The following is a 21,071-nucleotide window of genomic DNA, read 5'->3' on the forward strand; positions in this document are numbered from 1 at the left end:
AGAGATGGAAACCACATTGATTAAAGATGTACCGGTTGGCAAAACCCTGCTGACCGTAGATAAGCTTTCCGTTCACTTTGGTGACGAAGGCACGCCGTTCCGCGCGGTTGACCGTATCAGCTACAGCGTTAAACAGGGCGAAGTGGTCGGCATTGTTGGCGAGTCCGGCTCGGGTAAATCCGTCAGTTCACTGGCGCTGATGGGGTTGATCGACTTCCCCGGCAAAGTGATGGCTGAGACGCTGGAGTTTGGTGGTCGCGACCTGCAAAAAATGAGCGAAAAAGAGCGCCGCCAGATTGTCGGTGCCGAAGTCGCGATGATTTTCCAGGACCCGATGACCAGCCTCAACCCGTGCTACACCGTAGGGTTCCAGATCATGGAAGCCATCAAGGTGCATCAGGGCGGCAACCGCAAAACGCGTCGTCAGCGCACTATTGACCTGCTGACGCTGGTGGGCATTCCTGATCCCGCTTCGCGCCTTGATGTTTATCCGCACCAGCTTTCGGGCGGCATGAGCCAGCGCGTGATGATTGCCATGGCGATTGCTTGCCGTCCAAAACTGCTGATTGCCGATGAGCCGACCACCGCGCTCGACGTGACCATTCAGGCGCAGATCATTGAGCTGCTGCTGGAGCTGCAACAGAAAGAGAACATGGCGCTGATGCTGATCACGCACGACCTGGCACTGGTTGCCGAGGCCGCGCAGCACATCATCGTGATGTACGCCGGGCAGGTGGTGGAATCCGCCCGCGCCTCGGAAATTTTCCGCGCGCCGCGCCACCCGTACACCCAAGCCCTGTTGCGTTCCCTGCCGGAATTTGCGGCGGACAAGGCCCGTTTGCAGTCATTACCGGGCGTCGTGCCGGGTAAATATGACCGCCCGAACGGCTGCCTGCTCAACCCGCGCTGCCCGTATGCTAACGATCGCTGCCGTAAAGAAGAACCTGCACTGCGCGACTTGAGCAATGGACGCCAGTCGAAGTGCCACTACCCGCTCGATGATGCCGGGAGACCAACCTATGAGTCATGATAATTCTGTGAAGTCAGAGCCGCTACTGCAGGCGATTGACCTGAAGAAACACTATCCGGTGAAGAAGGGGCTGTTTGCTCCTGAGCGCACGGTGAAAGCCCTCGACGGCGTCTCTTTTGACCTCGAGCGCGGCAAAACGCTGGCGGTGGTGGGCGAGTCTGGCTGTGGTAAATCCACGCTGGGCCGCCTGCTGACCATGATTGAAATCCCCACCGGCGGTGAGCTTTACTATCGCGGTCAGGATTTGCTCAAGCCTGACGCCACGGCCGAAAAGCTGCGCCGCCAGAAGATCCAAATCGTGTTCCAGAATCCTTACGGATCGCTGAACCCGCGTAAGAAAGTCGGGCAGATCCTCGAAGAACCGCTGCTGATCAACACCAAGCTGTCAGCCAAAGAGCGCCGCGAAAAAGCCCTCGAAATGATGGCCAAAGTGGGCCTGAAAACCGAGCATTACGACCGCTATCCGCACATGTTCTCCGGCGGCCAGCGTCAGCGTATCGCCATTGCCCGCGGGCTGATGTTAGACCCGGACGTGGTGATTGCCGATGAGCCAGTTTCTGCATTGGACGTCTCGGTGCGCGCGCAGGTGCTGAACTTGATGATGGACTTGCAGAAAGACCTCGGTCTGTCTTACGTCTTCATTTCGCATGACCTGTCTGTGGTAGAGCATATCGCCGATGAAGTGATGGTGATGTACCTCGGCCGTTGCGTGGAGAAAGGCTCGAAAGACGCCATCTTCAACAATCCGCGCCATCCGTACACCCAAGCGCTGCTCTCCGCCACGCCGCGCCTGAATCCGGATGAACGCCGCGAGCGCATCAAGCTGACCGGCGAACTGCCAAGCCCGCTGAACCCACCGGCCGGTTGCGCGTTCAACGCCCGCTGCCGCCGCGCCTTCAGCACCTGCAAGCAGTTCCAGCCGCAGCTCAAGCAGTACGGCGACCAGCTGGTGGCCTGCTTCGCCGTCGACCAAGACGAAAACGGCCAGACGCAAACCGTGGCCTAACAACCGGCCTCGACTCCTTTGCTGAAAATCAAAAAGCCCGCGATTGCGGGCTTTTTTTCGTCCAAATCATATTTAATATGCAATGGATACTCAGCCAATCCATTGCATATATACAATTATTTCCCCTGACTCGCCCACCAGGCCAGCAGTTGCAGGGTCGAGGAGTAGTAGTCATCTTTTGGTGCGAGGTCGGGGCTGATGGCGCTGCGATTTGCCATGGTGAAATCGCGGATTGCCAGCAGGCCGGGGGACATATTGTACTCCGCCTTGGTGCCGGTCATGACGTCAACCCAGGCAGGCGTGGCGTCGCGTGGTGATTTCTGCCACCACTGGATATAAGGCGCGAGCCCAGGGCTGCCAGCGTGTGCCCAGCCGAGGTAGAGCGGGATGCGCACCGCGTCGTAGCTAAAGCGCGGCGGCCATTTGCTGGAGGGTAGCAGAGTGCCGTCGGCTTGCAGCGTTACCCAGTCGGTCTGCAAACGCAGTTCGCCAAAGGTCATCTTGCCGAGCAGCGCGACGCCGCTTTCATCGAGATCTTTCCACACTTTCAAATGACTGTGCTGGTAAAACGCCTGCCACGCGGGGAACAGGAAATAGGACGGGTTGAGGGTTATCGAGCTGGTCTGGTTAAAGCCCGAAACGCCCGGCAGCATCACTTTATATCCGGCGTAGTCGATCACCGTTTTCTTGATGAGCGCCGACTGGAGCTTGTCCGAAGCCTGCGTGTAGCGCGGGTCATGCCAGCGATCGCCCGCCAGCAGTAGCGCCCAGGCCATTAAGGTATCGCCGTCAGAGGCGTTATTCTTGTCCGCTACTTTGGGAGTGGCATTCGGGTCATAGCGCCACGAATAGAGGCCAATATCCTTGCGATACAGGTTCTTATTGGCCCATTGCCACAGCTGGTCGAAGGTCCCCTGATCATTGTTGTACACCGCCAGCAGCATGCTGAAACCCTGCCCCTCGGTGTGACTCACGCCTTTGTTGGCGGTGTCGGCAATGCGCCCGTCGGCCTGCAAAAAACGGCTTTTATACTCTAACCAGCCATTGCTCTGCGACCAGCCACTGTTCTGTGCCATTACAGCCGCAGAGAACAGTGTTGCTGAAACCAGTGAACAGAAAACGCCAAGCCACAACAGCAGGCGACGTGCCCGAACTGACAACATAAAAATTCCTTACAATCCATTTTGATAACGGAAAAGCAGCACGCCTTCGCGGCCGCTTTCCTGCCAGCGGAGTGATACCGAAGCCTGCCCGCCCTGAGCCAGTAGCCATTCGCCATATGCCCCTTCCAGTACCGCAACCAGCGCGATTTGCCACAGGGCCTCATCACTGCCCTGCGGGGCCGCAGGCCAGGCAATATGGGCCAGCGTTAGCTGCTGGTTGGTCGCCTCAATCTTCACCACGCCCCAGTCGAACTGGCCGAGCAGCTGATTGAGCTGGTCTTCCAGCTCACCCAATGTGGCCGCCGTCGGAAGAGGATATTGTCTGGCTAAATTGCTGCCCATCAGTGCCAGAAAGCGTCGCCCGTCTTCATCATCCGCTGAGGAAAGGATCCCTGAGAACAGCACCTGCACCAGATTTTGCCAGCCAGACGTCTGTTTACGCTGGCGATAATACTGCTGCTCGACCCGTGTATAGTCTTGTTGTTGCATGGTTTTTTCCATCACTGAGATCAATTCTGGCCCATAAGATAGCGGAAGTAGAGCTGAGCTTTGCTTTCATTGTAGTCGCCGAAAGTGTCATAGCCCACTTGCCCGCCAATCTGCATATTTTTGTTCAGATGGTAGTTGCCGCCGACACCCGCGTTCCAGCCGATGCCGTTTTTCGAGCCGCCGGAGTAGAAGGCTTCCTGCGCTTTGCCATCGGCAACCAGCTGTTCCAACTGGCTTTGCAGGTTTGCGTCTTCCGGGAAGTACGGGCTTTCGTCCTGAGTGTAAGACTGATAGCCGACCGAGCCGCTGAGCTTCAGGTCCCAATCGTTATATTTCTGGGTGTATTCCACCGGGAATGACACGCTGACGTAGTTTTGCGGGCTGAAGTAGCCACCCTGACCATAGCTGAAGTAGCTGAGGTTTTTGTCGAAATTCATATAGCCGACGTTCACCCCGGTTTTCAGCTCGCGGTCGTTATAACGATAAGGTCGGATATATAAACCGACGTTGGCGTTAACCGCCTTGTTCGAGGTGACGTGGTCGCCCAGATAGCTGTAGTAGCCGCCACCGGCATAGAAACCGGCGTCGCCGTCGTCATAGGATAAATTGACGCTGCCGCCGTTTTTGGTGACTTGCCCCCACTTGTCGCCGGTGTAGGTATCTCGGGTGCCGACGTAAGAGAGCAGGCTGTCGTTAACGGCGCGGCGCTCTGCGGTCACGGTCAGGGTGGTGAAGTCGCCCAGTTTCGGCGCCCACTGTGCGCCGCCGACCAGCGAGGTTAAATCCTGACCCAGCGGCGTGGAGCCGACGTCCACTTTGTAGTTATCGCCACTCAGCGCGGCGTTCAGCTCGACGCCGGATTCGCTCTGCGAACCCGAAGACTCTTTGGCGATGTACTGCGACGGCGAGGCCGGAGTGTTGGAAGCATTTTGCTGTGCCTGAGCCAGCGGGCTGAGTTCGCCGTGCAGCGCGCCAGTACCAAAGCGATTATTGGCGCTGTCGCTGCTTGAACCGGCGTCCAGCGTGACCGGCGTGACCCCCAGCGTGACGCGCGACGAGTCGAACGGCACGAAGGAGAAGCTCATCGGCGCTTTGGCCTCGGTCAACTGGCTCAGGCCGCTTTCCCCATCGCGCCCGCGCACCGACAGTTCGCCCTGCACCCAGTTGGCGGTTCTGTCTTGCAGCTGGTCGAGCATATCGTCGATCTGCTTTTCAGTGGCATCACGCTGAACCACGGCGGTCGGCGTCGCACCCGGCAGAGGCGCCGTGCTGGTGGAAGCCGTTTGGTCCGACTGCTGCCACGGCATCACCGTGCCATACACCGACTGCGTGGTGCTGCGCGAGGTGCGGGTAGAACGGTTGATGAACGGGTTGTCGCTCAGTTGCAAACCGGCGATCTGCGACGAGCCGCCGTCAGCGCCTTCCAGCCCAATCATCTTGCCTTTCGCCGAACGCAGCAGCGCCAGCGCCTGCTGATGGTCGCCTTCGGCTTCGGCCACTCGCGCCGCCAGCAGCAGTCGCTCTGGGGTGCGCGGGCCGGTTAAACCGTTCATCAATTGCTGCGCCCGCGAGGTATCGCCTTCGGCCAGCGCGATGTTAATCGCACCCACCCTGGCGTCCTGCGTCGGCGTGTCGTTGCTCATCAGGTAGTTATAAACCTGACCGGCCTGTTTATTCATTTTGCCGGACTGATACAGACGGGCCATCGCCAGCATCAGGTCGCGGTTTTGCGGATCGGCCTGCAGGGCGACAACCAGCTTGTCGTAAGCCGCCGCGTACTGGCCCTGCTCGCGCAGGTCGTCGGCCTGATTAATCACAAAGCCGTTGCGCATACCGGCCATTTCCGTTGGTGTCGAGCTGGCCTGAATCTGAGGGTTTTGCAGGAATGCCTGCGCCTCGCCGCTCAGCCCCGCCTGATTCAGTACGGTGATTTGGTCGGCATAGTCTCCGGCATTGCCCTGCACGCCCTGACGCATATTCTGGCGCACAACCTGCACCGCCAGCGGAATTTGCCCGGTGGCGGCTAAGTTCTTCGCCAGCGCGCCCGCATCGGCAGGGGCCGACGGCGGATTCTGCGCTAAGGCGCGAAGGGTGTTGGCGGCGGCAGCGCTATCCCCTTGGCGTAGATAGGTTTCTGCCGAAGCCATCTGCTGATTGAAATTCGCCCGTTGGCCCAGTTCACGCATGGCGGTGGTCTGGCTGGCTCGCGGAATGCGCGCCAACAGGGCGCTGGCGCTGGACCAGTTTTGGGTTTCTGAAGCGAACAGGGCAGCGGCATACAGCTCGGTGGCCCCCGCGCCTGGCTGATTCGCGCCCGCCATCAGTGACTGCGCCTGCCCGGTTTGCCCCTGTTTTTGCAGAATGCGCGCTATGTCCAGCTTCACCCAGACGTTGTTCGGCTGCCTCTCGCGCGCCTGTTGCAGAATCATCAGGGCGCGCTGCGGGTCGTTGTTGGCGACGGCCTGCGCTGCCTGACGGCGCATAGGCTCGATGACGTCAGCCACCGCCGGAGGTTGCAGCTTATTGCGCAGCGCGGTCGGTAGGGTTTGCAGTACCTGATTGGCCTCGGCAGTTTTATTCTGCTGGCGTAAAACGTAGTACAGCCCCGCGCGGGCATCGGGATTGTCACCCAGCTGGCTGTACTGCTGCTCGGCGGCGGCCAGATCCCCTTTGCGGCGCAAAATGTCGGCGCGCAACAGGCTGGCAGACAGACCTTTGTCGCCACCGGCCTGGGTCAGCGGCGTGAGGCTGGCCAGCGCGGCGTCGAAATTGCCCGCTCCGGCGTCATTTTTGGCTTTGCTCAGTTGGGCATAAAACTGCGAGTCCTGCGCCTGTGTCGCCAATTGGGCGCTGTTGGTGCCGCCCTGTTGCGCCGCGCGGGAGAGGTAATCCGCCGCCGCCGCAAAATCGCCATTGCGCTGCGCGATATAACCCAGCCCGGCGAGGGCATCGGCGTCGTTAGGATTGCCATTTAAGACGGTCTCGAACCGGGTTTTGGCATCATTAACATTGCCACTATTCAGCTCATCGAACCCCTGACTTTTCGCCGCGCCGCCAATATTCTTCTGGAAGTAGGCCATCACGCTGGTGTCATTGGGGTGACGCGCCTGATAACCCTGATACAGCTCGCGGTCGCTTTCGCGCGGCACCATCCACAATAACGCCTGACGCAACGAGCGATCGGCCTCCGGGCTATTGGCCGCCATGCTGCCGAGCAAATTAATACCGTCGCGGCGGGTAGGTTCTTGATAAGTCAGCACTTTGCCGAGCGCGAGGCGCGCCGTGGCGTCTTCAGGGTGCTGGGCCACGCGCTGTTGCAGACCCTGAATCGCCTGAGGTTGCAGTGACTTGTCGCCCGCCATGGTCAGGTAATATTCGTTCGCCAAACTGTCCAGCGGCTGATCGCCATTGAACAGCGTGCGGTACGCCGTCAGCGCGCCGCTGATATTGCCCTGCGTCGCCATCTGCCGTGCGGCGGCCAGCTGGGCCGGGGGAATAGATTGCACAGCTTTCGCATTGCTTAGCGAGGCAAGACGCGGATCCTGCGGCGACACGGCGCTCAGCTTGTCCCGCCACTGGTTGGCGGCAGCCTTGTCGCCACTTTGCAGGGAATAGAGCGACATCAAATAGAGCGCCTGCGCGTTATTCGGGTCAACCAGCAGCACTTTGTTCAGCGCGTCTTTGGCTAAATCATCGTGGGCGCGATCGTGCCAATAGGCCGCCTGATCGAACAAGGCTTTCAGCGCCGGATTGGAGGTGTCCGCCGCCTGAGCCGCCAGCGCAGCACTTCCCAGTCCGGCGATCCCTACCAGATAAATCGCCCTGAACACCGCCAGAGATAGCTTATTGTTTTTCATGGTTAACTCCGGTGATCGCCGAGTCAGATATCATTGTTATTGTTATGTTCATTGTGCCGACTTCTTACCGAGACGCTTCGCCGCGTGCCTTGCCAGCAGGACATACAGGCTGAGGCCAAGCAGCAGGGAGATACCCACGGTGATAAGCGACAAGATCACGATATGCGAGCTGGCGTACCAGATGACCATCATGTACCACGGCATCTGCCCGGCCGGGAACTGCTTGCCGACGGTGAAGCTGCGAATGCCGTTTTCATCCGTAACAATGGCTAAATCGCCGCGCACCCCGGCGTTAATCTTCGAGGATTTAAGGTCACTGTGGATTTTCAACAGCTGCTGGTCATCGGTGCCGGTGGCAACCACCACCACGTGGGACGGCGACCAGGGCGAGCGATAACTGGCAAAGCCGCGCCACGCGCCCGTTGAAGAGAGATAACGGTCGGCATCCAGAGGCTGGCGATACCAGTCGCCGGTCAGGGCGTCGAGCACGCTTTGCCACTGGCTCGGCGTTTTCACACTCAGCGAACTGTTGTTGATGACAAACGGCGAGTCGTGCAGCAATTGCTGATTAAACGGCGAATCACCCAGCGTGCTAATAGCTAAAATATTTCGATCAAACAGCGGGTTATCCTGCTCATTGCCTTTCAAACCAAAAGCCACTTCCACGTGATTCACCGGCACGCCTGTGGCATTGCCCGCGCGCGCCGCCATGTTCAGCAGGGTATGAACCTCCCCGGCCGACGGCGTTTCTGGCAGCAGCATCAGCGTGTCGGCGAAGTCAGCCTGTTTGGAGAAAGGGAAGGACGCGCCGACGAAGTAAGAGAGGTTCGGCAGCTGGGCAAAGTGGTAGCTGTTGCTCAGATCGATGTAAGAGTTGGGGTCGATGCGGCTCTTAATGTTGTCGCTGCTCGTGATGCTGCACGGCGCGTCTTTTTTCGGCTGAATGTCGAAGTAGAACGCCAGCTGGTTATCACCGTAAATCAGGTACGGCTGAAGCTGTAGGTTGTAGCTCTCTTGACGGCTGTCGAAGCCAATGCGCCGCCAGACGTTCTCCAGCAGGCCGACTTTATTCACCGTCAGATTGCGCAGGAAGGTGCCGTTAATCGACACATTGAGCTGCGAGTTATCTTCATCAATCCAGTTTTCCGTTGGGAAACGGTAATCGATTTTCACCGGAATGGTGTGCCCATCCCACATAAACAGGTCCGGCGCGGCGCGGAACGGCACGTGGATTTCATTATGGTAAATGCCGGTGGCGGTCAGCGGATTTTGGTCACGGGCAACCAGTTCGCCCAGCGTGACCGGGCGCGTGGTGTCAATCCAGTGCGGCGCATCGTAAGGCTGGCGCGCCGGAATGGTTTGCTGGGTGACGTCGAGATATTCGGTATTGGCCGGAAGCGGGGCGCTAATCAGACGATAGGCTGCCTGGCGCAGTTGGTTTTCGTCATTGCCGGTGATCAGCAGCAGTTTGTAGACCGGATTATTTGGGTTATCAATCAGTTGAATTCGCGGCCCCTGACTGGCTGGCAGCGTTAGCGAGCCAATTTTATCCCCCGGCTTACCAAAGATAATCCCGCTCTGCTGAGGTAAGTCATTCAGCACCACTGGGAAGTCCACGCCGCGATAGTCAGAGAGCACGCCCAAATAGGAAGCGACCATCGCCGCCGCGCTGACATCCTGCGGCTGTAGCGACGAGGTGAAAGCCATCGGCACGATGGATTCTTGCATCTGCAGGGCGTCGAAGAACGGGCGCGGGAACTTGCCGAGGTCGCGGCCGATATTCAGCTGCTGGCCTTCCAGATTGATATGCGAGGTAGGCAGCACTTGGACCCAATACTTGTCCGACTGGTCCTTCTCACAGGCCATGGTGTTGTTGTCATGCACGCGGAAGCTGAGATTGTTGCGCGACACCACCATGGCTGACGGAATATCCAGCTCGAACAGGTCGCCGGCGCTGCTCTCTTCACTCAGCGGCAGGCTGCCCAGCGGCTGGCCGTTGAGCATAAGCTCTAGCGTGGTATTGCGGGCAATCAGCGCCGGGGAGATTTTCAAAGCCAGTGAAAGCTTGGCGTTGGTGATCACCTGATCGGTCGGCAGGGTGAAAATAATCCCCGACTGTAGCTGACCGCCGCTCAGGGTTAAGCCATTTTTCTGGCCCATATCGGCCACGCTGATGCTGTTGGCGAAGGGCTGAACCATGGACGCAGGCGCTGTTTCTACCTGAGCTGGCGTGACTTCGACGGGCGCAGGAGCGGTTTCAACAGGTGCAGGGACGTCCGGCAGCGGCGTCGCGGTTTCCACGGCGGATGCCGCCGGTGCGGGTGGCATCCACGAGGGGGCAGCAGGCAGGGCGCTGGCGTCAGCGTTGGCGGCCGACGGGGCCTCTTCCGCGCTGGTTTGGGTCAGCGGCAGCATGCCTAAGGCCAGCAGCACGCCTTGGGATACGCGGCGATAGAACCCAGAAGCTGTTGATTTATGAGGTAATGACTTCATGCTGCCTCACTCTTAGTGGCTGATTTTTGCAGCTTGTTTTTGGCGCGGCGCTCGCGCCAGGTGCCGAAGAACAGGTCAAAGACGCAACGCACAATGCCAAATAGCGAGTGCAGTGGGCGGTCTTGCGGGTATTCATCGCCAATCCACGCATCGGCGCGCGACAGCACCACGCGCACCAACTCACGGCGTTTGTCCAGCGGCAGATTTTCAAATTGCAGGCGGATACGGTCTTTATTGGCGCTGATTTGGCTGACCGGGAAGCTCTCTGCGCCCGAGGCCAGCTGGATTTCCACCTCTTCAATCTCTTCATTGATATAACGCTCGTCCGGCGTCACCAACTGCACGCCCCCCATCGACATATCAATGGTTTGGGTGCGCAGGGAGATGCCATTGGCGTAGTGAATAATGGCCGGAATGGCGGCTTCGACGCGAATGGTTTTGCGCACCTGACGCGTCTCTTTCGCCACGGCGATGGCCGCCAGCAGGATCAGCACGCTAAAGCTGCCCCACGCCACGTTAAGCGCGATGACGCTCGGATCGACATCAAAATAGTTGTGGAACACCACGCGAATAAGCCCCCAGCCGATGCCCATCAGCATCAGCGTCAGCGCGATGATGTGCGGTTTAACGATGTGGAAATCGAAGAAGCCGTTGTCGAGCAGGCCGCCTTTGTCCGTTACGTTGAATTTGCCTCTTTTCGGCGAAACCAGCGTCAGCAGGGTAGGGATAATCAGGTGGAAGGCCATGACGGTGTCATACACCTCGCCCCAGAAGGAGTAGCGGAATTTGCCGTTAAGCCGCGAGTTCATATAAATCGACATCACCAAATGCGGCAGGGCGTAGGCAAAAATCAGGCTCGAAGAAGAGGCAATGATATTTAGGTTGAACAGCAGGAAGGCGATCGGCGCGGTCAGGAACACCACGCGCGGCAAACCGGACTGGAAGCTTATCATCGCGTTCAGGTAGCACAGGCGCTGTGGGAAGGTCAGCCCGCGACCAAACAATGGGTTATCCATGCGCAGGATTTGCGTCATGCCGCGCGCCCAGCGGGTGCGCTGGATGACGTGCAGGCCCAGTCGCTCGGTGGCTAAGCCAGCGGCCAGCGGAATAGCCAAGAAGGCCGACTTCCAGCCCAAACGCTGCATTTTCAGCGCGGTATGGGCATCTTCGGTGACGGTTTCTACGGCAAAACCGCCAATTTCATCCAGCGCGCTGCGGCGAATAACCGCGCAGGAGCCGCAGAAGAAGGTGGCGTTCCAGTTGTCATTTCCTTTCTGAATAGGGCCGTAAAACAGCGAGCCTTCTTTGGGAATATTGCGGCCAATTGACAGGTTGCGCTCGAAAGGGTCGGGGGAGTAGAAATAGTGCGGAGTCTGCACCAGCGCCAATTTTTCGTCTTTCAGGAAACCGCCCACGGTGGCCTGTAAAAAGACCCGGGTCGCCACGTGGTCGCAGTCGAAAATACAAATAAGCTCGCCACGGGTTAATTTCATCGCGTTATTTAAATTGCCGGCTTTGGCATGGGCATTATTATTACGGGTGATATAACCCACGCCGACGTCGGCGGCGAACACCGCAAATTCATCGCGCTTGCCGTCATCCAAAAGATAAATTTTCAGCTTATCCTGTGGATAATCAATGCATTGTGCCGCCAGCACGGTATCGCGCACCACGTCCAAACTTTCGTTATAACTCGGGATATAAATATCTACCGTCGGCCATAACGACATGTCGGCTGGCAGAGGTTCGATGGTGCGATTTAATGGCCACATGGTCTGTAAATAGGCCAGCATTAAGACCACCCAGACATAAATATCCGCCAGAAATAGGCCCAGGCCCAAAATGGTTTCAATAGTGGAGTTGAAATGCAGGGTTTCAGTGGCCCGATAGTAGATATATCGGGTGGACATCAGTACCGACAGAATGACCAGCACAATAGAAATGCGGCGGTGTTTGATTCGACCCAGAATAAATAACAGGCCGATACTGATTAAGCCAAAAATATACTGTTTCTGGCTATCCATAGGGGTAATGATAATAACTGCCGCAACGGGCAGTAAAAGAAGTACGAGCAGGGAGAATAGGAATTTATTCATCGCTTTTAGGATCGCTTTCTGCTGGAGCTATTAATAATTATCTGGTTTTGGAGAGGCATGTAATTCCCCATCACCGACTTTGATCCCTAAAATAGCGGCGACTTTTTTGCTGATCAGTTCAATATCAAAGGCCGAAGCCGATACCGGGCTGAAATCAATAATCGATCGCTGCGAGGCATTGGCCTCTGGCACGCATTCGTCCCTGTGGATGGTGCCTAACAAGCGTTCATTCAAACGCTGCTCGAAGAATTGGGTGACGTCGCGGCTTAGTGTCCGGCGATTGTCACTTTGATTCACAACGTAATACTCACCTTTTTTATTATTCAAAGGTGTGCCAATCAGCCGATTTTTTTCCATCAAAGGTAATAACGACAGCGACGCCGTGTCCGCCAGCATCACCACCACGTGGAGATCGGCCAGCGCCTGCACGGCTTTCAACGCCGGGCTTGGGCCGGGAGGGAAATCAGCAATAATCACCAAGCCTGGATAGTTCAGCACGGTATTCAGACCGCGCTGCAGGAAGTGGGGATCGAGGGTTAACTGCTGCTCGAACTCCATCCGCTGCTCTTCGGTGACTTCGCCGTAAGGCAGCACGAAAGTGTTTGAACCGGCTTTGAGGATAAACTGGCTCCAGTCGGATTCATTCCCTGAGCCAGCGACAAAGCCGCGTGTGTCAGAGATGGGCACGCCAAAGTGCAGGCGCAGGGCGTTCTGTACGTCGAAATCGATAACCAGCACTTTGCTGCCGCTGCGGGCAAGTGAATACGCCAGATTCGACGCGACCGTGGTTTTACCGACCCCGCCTTTTGGGGAACACACACAAACTAACGGCATGAGGCAATCATCTCTAACAAGGGTTGAAGCGGCGTGTCGCGAGGCAGAGTGTTCTCCTCGCGCTGTGGCGCTTTTTGTTTAAACATTTGGCGAAATTGGCTGCCCGCCTCTTTATGCTGTGTGGCAGCCGCAGGGGCCTGGCTGGCAGCGAAAGGTGAGGCGGCCTGAGGTGCAGGCGGTTGCGCGACCGGCGGCGCAGCATCAGGCTCCGGCAGGGCGGCGCGCAGCGTGTCCAGAATATTCATTCCTGCGGGGACAATCGACGAGCTAACGATGTCGGGCGAGGCATTTTTAGGCTCGGCTTTAGGATTGGCAATGCTCGTGGAGATCGGCGATGGGATCTCGGTTTTATGCGCGGCGGATGCAAGGTTTTTGAACTCTCCCTGGTTGACCGGCTGTGGCGTGGGCTGGGTGGTGCGACCATTGTCCAGCGCCCCCTGAGGCTCATCGCCAGAGGAAATCTGCTTAATCAATGTCCATTTATTCATTGAGCTGGTAATGCCATTGCCCATCGACTTTGCATTTATTTCTTTATAATCAATGTCTTCTGTTTTTGACTTTTCCATGAAACGCTTAATGTCGTCATAATTATTCATATATTTTGCCTGATAGGAAATTTGTTATAAGAGGTATTAGGCGTAAGACTTCCCTGCTTAAAGCCACTATTTTCAGAATGTCTTAGTTAAAATCTAGATTATTTATGACGTAGGAATAATCTTAATGTAACAGTTATCGTACAGTTTGAACCAGTATTTACGAAAAATATGCATCTGCCTCAAATATGCCGATTTTAAAGTAACCTAAAGGTAAACAGTGAGTTAGGCGTGTTCTACTATTGTTTGCTGCTGAACCATTCATTCATCTCGTTTTTCACTGCCTATATAGCACACTAACCCCTTTGGTATCCCCCGCGTTAGACTAATAGCCGATTTTGCTCACGTTATTAGCCGCCGCATGGCTAAGACGATTAATATTAACTATTTATAATAGGGATACCATGAACCCTTCAGGGATTAAGTCACTATTATTCTTTGATATAAAAAGAGAATTTTAATGCATAAAACCCTCGCTTAAGGCATGAGAAAGGGGGCTTATCAGGTATACTGCGTCAAGCTATTGTTCCCCCGTTTGCACTGTTAGGATAGGCGGATTGATCAGGTTGGCAAGTCATGGAGAATTAGGTTGCGGGTCAGGCGTTCATTAACCATTAAACAGATGGCGGCGGTATCCACCGTTGCGGTGATCACTATCTGTATTTTTATCCTCATCCAACTGTTTCACTTTGTGCAGCAGCGGAGGGAGGATTACGCCCAACAGCTTGAAAATATTGCGCATTCAGTGAGAAAGCCGCTTTCTCAGGCGGTGCTTGATGTCAACCTGAATGAAACACAAGACATTCTCAATACCCTGCGTCCGGTAGGTATTCTCAGCCGCGCTGACGTGGTGATGCCCAATGAAATTGCCGCGCTACATACTAATTTCCCCGCGGGCCGCCCGGTGCCTGAATGGATCACTCGCGGTTTTAACCTGCCGGTGAAGATTTCCGTGCCGCTCTATTCGGCGGCGGCCAGCCCGAAAGATCCCAAACCTTTAGCGTATTTAGTGCTGCAAGCCGACTCCTATCGGATGTACCAGTTCATCATCAGCGCGCTCTCCACCATGCTGACGACTTATCTCTTGCTGGCGCTGATTTTGACTATTTCTGTGAGCTGGTGCGTGAATCGTCTGGTGGTAAAACCCTTGCGGGCCATTGCGCGAGAGTTGGAATCCCTGCCTGAAAACGAAATTTGCAGTCATCAGCTGGCTCTGCCCCCGCGCCACGAGGATGATGAGTTTGGTATGCTGATCCGCAGTTATAACCGCAATCAGCAGCATCTGCTTAAAATGCAGCAGAAGATGCAGGACATCACCTCGACGACCGACAGCTCGTTAAACAATGAAGCGCAGTTTATGGCGCAATTGCAGATGCGGCTGAACGCTGCGACGAAGGAGAAAGACTTCCATCTGCTGCTGATTGGTATTGAAAGCCTGCGCGACGATGGCCATCTGAGCTGCCCGCTGATTAACGCTATTATTGACGTGCTGCCTGCCAACTGCGTGCTGGCAAGGCTGAGTTACAACGAGCTGGCCTTGCTGGCGAGTGACATTCCCCGCCCTTTTATGGCGATGCGGCTGGCGCGCCATATTATGGAGCGCATCAATGCCCCGCAGCAAAGTGATGTCACACCGCTGGCGCTGCACCCGACGGGCAGTATCGGCATTGTGCATTATGATGGTGAAGCGCCAGTGACCGCCACGCAGCTGATGGCGAATGCCCGCGCGGCGCGCGCTTCCGCCTACCAACAAGGCAAAAATCAGATTCTGTTCTTTGAACCAGAGCTGACGGACCGAATTCAAAAACGGCTATTACAGGAAAACGAAATTTTGCACGCTGTCGGCCAAAACGACTTCATCCTGTTTATTCAGCCCCAGTTCAATATGCAGACCGGCAAAGTGATGGGGGCCGAAGCCCTGCTGCGACGCAGAATGGTGGACGGCAGTTATGGGCTGGAGAGTGATTTCATCGTGTTGGCGGAAGAAATAGGCGTGATGGGGCTGTTGGGTTATAAAGTGCTGGAATTAGGCTGCGGCATTTTGGCGGATTGGCAGCAGAGGGGAATTACTCTGCCGCTGTCGGTTAACCTGTCTGGAATTCAAATCCAGCAGCGAAATTTCTTACCTGAACTGCGCAGTTTGCTCAGCCGTTATAAAATCAATCCGGGCCAACTGGTGTTAGAAATCACCGAAACGGCGCGCATTGAGGATTTGGATCGCGCTTTAATCCTGTTAAGTGAATTACGCGCCGCCGGCGTCTCTATTGAGCTGGATGATTTTGGCCTGGGCTATTCCGGGCTGGAGTACCTTAATCGCCTGCGCAGCTTGCCAATTGATGTCATCAAAATCGACCGCAGCTTTATCAACGTGCTGCCAGAGGATGATGTGATGGTGAACATTGTGGCTTCCATCGGTAAAGCCATGGATATTCAACTGATTGCCGAAGGCGTCGAAACCAACGAGCAGCGCCAATGGCTGCTGGAAAACAATATTATCTTTGGTCAGGGTTATTATTTCTCTCCCCCATTGCCGCAAGCTGAATTCGAAAGTAAGTTTTGCGGTAAATAACTTTAGTTTTAAAACTAAAGTTAGTGAGAGTTATTTATCTCCAATAAATGCCTCCCTTCTTTTAATAGCAAAAATAGCGTTAAGGTTTTAGTGACTTTCCCCCGTGGGGCAACAGTTCTTATGTATTTTCTCGCCTATTACTTTTTAACTGAATCGTTTCAGCTCTTATTTTAAAACAAAGATAATTACAAAGCGGAACAAGTTATTTCCATCTTGTTATGGCGGTGTTATTTTCCCGCCTATCAATTTTGAGCGGTAGCCTTGGTATTTATCACGGCTGTTGTATCTATACAGGGTGGGCAATAAATGAAAAAAAGTCTCTTTAAAAGCCTCTATTTCCAGGTATTAACGGCAATTACGCTGGGCGTGTTGCTTGGGCATTTCTATCCGGATCTAGGCGCACAAATGAAGCCGTTAGGTGACGGTTTTGTTAAATTAATCAAGATGATCATCGCTCCGGTGATTTTCTGTACTGTCGTAACCGGCATAGCCGGGATGGAGAGCATGAAGGCCGTCGGCCGGACCGGCGCCATCGCTCTGCTCTATTTCGAAATCGTCAGTACCATTGCGCTGATCATTGGTCTGGTGATCGTTAACATCGTTCAGCCAGGCGTGGGGATGAACGTTGACCCAGCCGCGTTAGACGCCAAAGCCGTCGCGGTTTACGCCGAACAAGCGCAAAGCCAGGGGATCATTCCTTTCCTGCTAGACATTATTCCAGGTAGCGTGATTGGTGCCTTTGCCAGCGGTAACATCCTGCAAGTGCTGATGTTTGCTGTACTGTTCGGCTTCGCGCTGCACCGTCTGGGTGACAAAGGCCAACTGGTCTTCAACTTCATCGACAGCTTCTCAAAAGTCATTTTCGGCATCATCAACATGATCATGCGCCTTGCTCCACTGGGTGCATTCGGCGCGATGGCCTTTACCATTGGTAAATATGGCGTTGGCTCTCTGGTGCAGCTGGGCCAGCTTATTCTCTGCTTCTACCTGACCTGCGTGCTGTTTGTGGTAGTGGTGCTGGGGCTGATTGCGCGCTTCACCGGCTTTAGCATCTTCAAATTTATCAGCTATATAAAAGAAGAGTTGCTGATCGTTCTCGGCACCTCCTCGTCTGAATCCGTTCTGCCACGCATGTTAAATAAAATGGAGCGCCTTGGCTGTAAGAAGTCAGTGGTGGGTCTGGTTATCCCTACCGGCTACTCCTTCAACCTTGATGGCACCTCGATTTACCTGACCATGGCGGCGGTGTTTATTGCTCAGGCAACCAATACCCACATGGATATCTGGCACCAAATCACCCTGTTGGTTGTGCTGCTGCTCTCCTCTAAAGGTGCGGCGGGCGTGACCGGCAGTGGCTTCATTGTTCTGGCAGCAACCCTGTCAGCAGTCGGCCACCTGCCGGTTGCCGGCCTGGCGCTGATTCTGGGTATCGACCGTTTCATGTCCGAAGCACGCGCCTTGACCAATCTGGTGGGTAACGGTGTTGCCACTATCGTGGTCGCCAAATGGTGTGACCAACTGGATGAAGGTCAATTGAACGCCGAGCTGTCTGGTAAAAATACCGAGCTGGCGGCGGGGAAAACGGTTTAATCGGATCCGTTGTTTCTAAAAACCGTTCGTAAGTTATAAAAAAGGCAGGTTGGAATACTCCAAACCTGCCTTTTTCATGCTTAATTTCCCTATAAATCCAACGGTTGCTTGATGTAACCCTAAGATTATCTTCATAATGTGCATCCCCGATGTCCCTGCGGCAGTTTTTTCTTAAAAATTTTCATGTGAACGGTGACATCGGCGAAAACGTGCGGTCTAACACAGTGCTAAACTTTGCCGTCTTCGTTTCAACACATCGATATCCTGTGGGCCAGTCGTCAGACACCGGCAGGACAGACAAATTGAAAATTGGATTGTCATTACGTAGGGGTTCACATGCAGGGCACCAAAATTCGTTTACTCGTTGGTGGATTGCTGCTGGCAGTTGCCGCAGGCAATGTTCAGGCTGAGGCGCTACAACCCGACCCAGCCTGGCAACAGGGTAAATTAGACAATGGTTTTACCTGGCAGATGCTGGCAACGCCGCAACGCCCAAGCGATCGCATTGAATTACGTCTTATTGTCCGTACCGGCTCTTTAGCCGAATCAAGCCAGCAAACTGGCTTCGCGCATTTTCTTCCTCGTATCGCCTTAACGCATTCCGAAGGGTTTACCAGCGCACAATTACAGTCTTTCTGGCAACAGGCTATCAGCACCGTAAGACCTCTTCCGCCAGCCGTCTCTTCTTATGATTTCACCATGTACAACATCAGCTTGCCAAACGGCCGTGCTGATCTGCTGAAAGAAGCCCTGTCATGGTTGGCGTCAACCGCCGGTCAGTTGCCTATCACTCCAGATACTGTTAGCGACGGCGCGCGCATTTCCCCTGATCCCGTGGGCTCGATCCCGATGGATACTCAGGATGCCTGGTGGCGTTATCGCCTGAAAGGTTCAACATTATTAGGTCATGACCCAAGCCAGCCTCCGGCACATCCGGTCGATGCCAAGGCGCTGAGCCAGTTCTATCATCAGTGGTACTCCCCGGACGCCATGACGCTGTACGTGGTGGGGAATGTCGATAGCAGCCGCAATCTCAGCGAGCAGATCAACAAAACCTTCTCCAAGCTGAAAGGCACTCGCGAGACGCCGCAGACCTTGCCAACGCTTGCCAGCCTGCCACCAAAAGCCATGACGCTGATGGATGACTCCATCACGCAGGATAAGCTGTCGCTATTGTGGGATACGCCGTGGCAGCCGATCCAAGACTCACAGGCATTGAGCACTTATTGGCGCAGCGATTTAGCGCGGGAAGCCTTGTTCTGGCATTTACAGCAGGCGTTGAAAACTTCGCCTGACGGTAAAGAGTCAAAAGCCAGCGCCGATATGCCGGTGCCTAACTTAAGCTTCGACTGCCGCGTGCAATACCAGCGCGCCCAGTGTGCAATACGCATGGACGCCGCCCAAGACAAGATGCTTGATTCGCTGAAGCACCTGTCACAAGAGCTGCTCAAAGTGCGCGATACCGGACTGTCTCAGGCCGAGTTTGATGCCTTGATTGCGCAGAAGAACGATCAGCTCAGCAAGCTGTTTGCGACTTATGCCCGCACCGACACTGACGTGCTCATGAGCCAACGCCTGCGTTCCCAGCAGAATGGCGTGGTGGATATCGCTCCAGAGCAATATCAGAAACTGCGTCAGGAGTTCCTCTCTTCCCTGACCCTGCCGGTATTGAATCAGGAGCTGAAACAGCAGCTTTCACGCGACCCGGCCTTGTTGCTGGTCCAGCCGAAAGGCGAGCCAGAGATGAGCGTCAAGCTGTTGCAGGAAACCTACGATCAAATCATGGTTCCTGCTGTAGCCCCTGAGGCGGCACCTGCCGATGCGGCGAGTAATGCAGCGGCGGCAGTGCAGGGGCAATAAAGTTTTAGAGTTTTTAGCTCCTTCTCCTCTGAGAGGAGAAGGAGCAAACCCACTCCCATCCTGAACTAACCCGACCTTCCCCTAAAACTTTTTACCCAGCTTTTTTCAAAAAGCCACATCCCTAGGAATGATCGCCCCGCGATATTGGATAACCGTGCTGGCCGTCTTGTGGCCGCGAATGGCGGCTTCTTCTGGGCTGCCGCCGTTCAGGCGGACGGCGAGATAGCCGGCGCTGAAGGAGTCTCCGGCAGCGGTGGTGTCGATGACTTTCTCTTTCGGCAGCTTCACCGCAGGCACGTCATACAGCTTGCCGTCAGAGGCGGAGACGATGCAGCTCTCTGCGCCGCGCTTGATCACCACTTCGCTGACGCCGAGCGCGTGAGTGCGGGCGATAACTTCGTCATACGGCTTCGCGCCCCACAGCATGTCTTCGTCATCCAGCGTCAGGAAGGCGATGTCGGTGCAAGAGAGCATCGCGTTATAAGCTGACTGGGTTTGCTCTTTGCTGGCCCACAGGCGTGGGCGGTAATTGTTGTCGAAAATGACTTTGCCGCCGCGTGAGCGGCAAGCCTGCAATAAAGTCATCAGTCGCTCGCGGCTTTTATCGTTAAGAATAGCGAGGCTGATGCCGCTGAGGTAAATGTAATCAAATTCAGCCAGTTGCTGACAGATCTCGGCGGACTTCGGGCTGTCGAGCCAGTAACGCGCGGCGGCGTCATTACGCCAGTAATAGAAGGTACGCTCGCCCGTTTCATCAGTTTCAATCACATATAAACCCGGTAGTTTGTTATCGAGACGCTGGGTCAAATCAGTTTTCACCCCTTCCTGCTGCCATGCTGACAGCATCTCATTGCTGAAACTGTCCGTGCCCAATGCCGTGACGTACTGCACTTCCAGCGCGTCTGCGGGAACCTGGCGGGCGATATAAACCGAGGTGTTGAGCGTGTCGCCGCCAAAGCCGCGATGCAGGGAGGAGCCTTTCTGAGACAGTTCAATCATGCACTCGCCGATAACGGCAATTTTTCTGGTCATTGAAACGGGCCTTGTCTTAAGAGATGGAAGCGACTGTTTGGCGCAATCAAGTTGGCGAAATCATGCACGTAGTCTCTTCGCTGACGAGGGGGCAGTCAATACTATTAAAACGCAGTTTTACTTTTTTTCGAGGCGTCTCGAAGAAGTGAAAAATAGCCATATAAAAAGCGAAAGCCGGAGAGCTTTCGCCGTTATCTTGGTCACGAAGGGTGGCGCTTATTTAGCTGCGTTACGACGCTCGGTCACGCTCTGCCCGCCAATGCCCCAGTTGTCAGTGTCGATCTCGTCGATGATGACCGTGGTGGTGGCTGGGTTTTTATCGAGGGTATCCACCAATAGTTGGGTAACGCCTTCAATTAGCGCCTTTTTTTGCTCAGCGGTGGCACCGTCGCGGGTAATTTTAATATTCACGTAAGGCATGGCTTTCTCCATATTTATAAGCGTTGTTAAGTCATCAAT

14 protein-coding genes are annotated in these 21,071 nt (G+C 55.2%); 5 read left to right on the forward strand and 9 right to left on the reverse strand.

Translation table 11 applies throughout. The features are described 5' to 3' along the window. Positions 1-4 precede the first annotated feature (4 nt). Both dppD and dppF read left to right on the forward strand, forming a co-directional pair. Complete coding sequence (gene dppD / locus SBO83_RS13025) at positions 5-1,030, forward strand: dipeptide ABC transporter ATP-binding protein (protein ID WP_353503698.1); 1,026 nt, start codon at positions 5-7, stop codon at positions 1,028-1,030. After that, complete coding sequence (dppF, locus tag SBO83_RS13030) at positions 1,020-2,036, forward strand: dipeptide ABC transporter ATP-binding subunit DppF (RefSeq protein WP_034794069.1); 1,017 nt, start codon at positions 1,020-1,022, stop codon at positions 2,034-2,036. Before dppD ends, dppF begins: the two co-directional genes overlap by 11 nt. A gap of 116 nt (positions 2,037-2,152) precedes the next feature. On the opposite strand, the gene SBO83_RS13035 is transcribed toward dppF, so the two are convergent. The 7 genes from SBO83_RS13035 to bcsO are packed head-to-tail and all read right to left on the reverse strand — an operon-like array spanning position 2,153 to position 13,564. After that, complete coding sequence (locus tag SBO83_RS13035) at positions 2,153-3,199, reverse strand: glycosyl hydrolase family 8 (RefSeq protein ID WP_396131794.1); 1,047 nt, start codon at positions 3,197-3,199, stop codon at positions 2,153-2,155. Positions 3,200-3,208: 9 nt separating this feature from the next. After that, positions 3,209-3,688: a cellulose biosynthesis protein BcsD gene (bcsD, locus tag SBO83_RS13040; protein ID WP_396131795.1), complete on the reverse strand. Its 480-nt coding sequence runs from the start codon at positions 3,686-3,688 to the stop codon at positions 3,209-3,211. Between the two features lie 20 nt (positions 3,689-3,708). Beyond that, positions 3,709-7,545, reverse strand: a complete 3,837-nt coding sequence (locus SBO83_RS13045; RefSeq protein ID WP_396131796.1) for a cellulose biosynthesis protein BcsC — start codon at positions 7,543-7,545, stop codon at positions 3,709-3,711. 48 nt (positions 7,546-7,593) lie between these two features. Then, entirely contained in the window at positions 7,594-10,038 is a 2,445-nt protein-coding gene (gene bcsB / locus SBO83_RS13050; protein ID WP_396131797.1) for a cellulose biosynthesis cyclic di-GMP-binding regulatory protein BcsB, read from the reverse strand. Then, on the reverse strand, positions 10,035-12,134 hold the full coding sequence (gene bcsA, locus SBO83_RS13055; RefSeq protein WP_396131798.1) for a UDP-forming cellulose synthase catalytic subunit: 2,100 nt from the start codon (positions 12,132-12,134) through the stop codon (positions 10,035-10,037). The genes bcsB and bcsA overlap by 4 nt, the downstream gene beginning before the upstream one ends. Positions 12,135-12,164: 30 nt before the next feature. Further along, on the reverse strand, positions 12,165-12,968 hold the full coding sequence (bcsQ, locus tag SBO83_RS13060; protein WP_353503692.1) for a cellulose biosynthesis protein BcsQ: 804 nt from the start codon (positions 12,966-12,968) through the stop codon (positions 12,165-12,167). Next, entirely contained in the window at positions 12,959-13,564 is a 606-nt protein-coding gene (bcsO, locus tag SBO83_RS13065; RefSeq protein ID WP_396131799.1) for a cellulose biosynthesis protein BcsO, read from the reverse strand. Before bcsO ends, bcsQ begins: the two co-directional genes overlap by 10 nt. 586 nt (positions 13,565-14,150) lie before the next feature. On the opposite strand from bcsO, the gene hmsP reads away from it, so the two are divergent. The 3 genes from hmsP to SBO83_RS13080 all read left to right on the forward strand — a co-directional run bounded on the left by hmsP (position 14,151) and on the right by SBO83_RS13080 (position 19,580). Next, positions 14,151-16,130, forward strand: coding sequence for a biofilm formation regulator HmsP (gene hmsP / locus SBO83_RS13070; protein ID WP_396131800.1), 1,980 nt, complete (start codon positions 14,151-14,153; stop codon positions 16,128-16,130). 306 nt (positions 16,131-16,436) lie between these two features. Beyond that, entirely contained in the window at positions 16,437-17,720 is a 1,284-nt protein-coding gene (locus SBO83_RS13075; RefSeq protein ID WP_396131801.1) for a C4-dicarboxylate transporter DctA, read from the forward strand. Positions 17,721-18,056: 336 nt separating this feature from the next. Continuing rightward, positions 18,057-19,580 (forward strand): insulinase family protein, encoded by a 1,524-nt coding sequence (locus SBO83_RS13080; RefSeq protein WP_396131802.1) that lies wholly within the window; start codon positions 18,057-18,059, stop codon positions 19,578-19,580. A gap of 105 nt (positions 19,581-19,685) precedes the next feature. On the opposite strand, the gene SBO83_RS13085 is transcribed toward SBO83_RS13080, so the two are convergent. Further along, positions 19,686-20,612 carry a 2-dehydro-3-deoxygluconokinase gene (locus SBO83_RS13085; protein ID WP_396131803.1) on the reverse strand — a complete coding sequence of 309 codons (927 nt, stop codon included), beginning with the start codon at positions 20,610-20,612 and terminating at the stop codon, positions 19,686-19,688. 216 nt (positions 20,613-20,828) lie between these two features. Beyond that, positions 20,829-21,044, reverse strand: coding sequence for a 2-hydroxymuconate tautomerase family protein (locus SBO83_RS13090; RefSeq protein ID WP_154145740.1), 216 nt, complete (start codon positions 21,042-21,044; stop codon positions 20,829-20,831). Positions 21,045-21,071: the final 27 nt, after the last annotated feature.

This window comes from Ewingella allii (genome assembly GCF_044430645.1).
Classification (GTDB): Bacteria; Pseudomonadota; Gammaproteobacteria; order Enterobacterales; family Enterobacteriaceae; genus Ewingella; species Ewingella allii.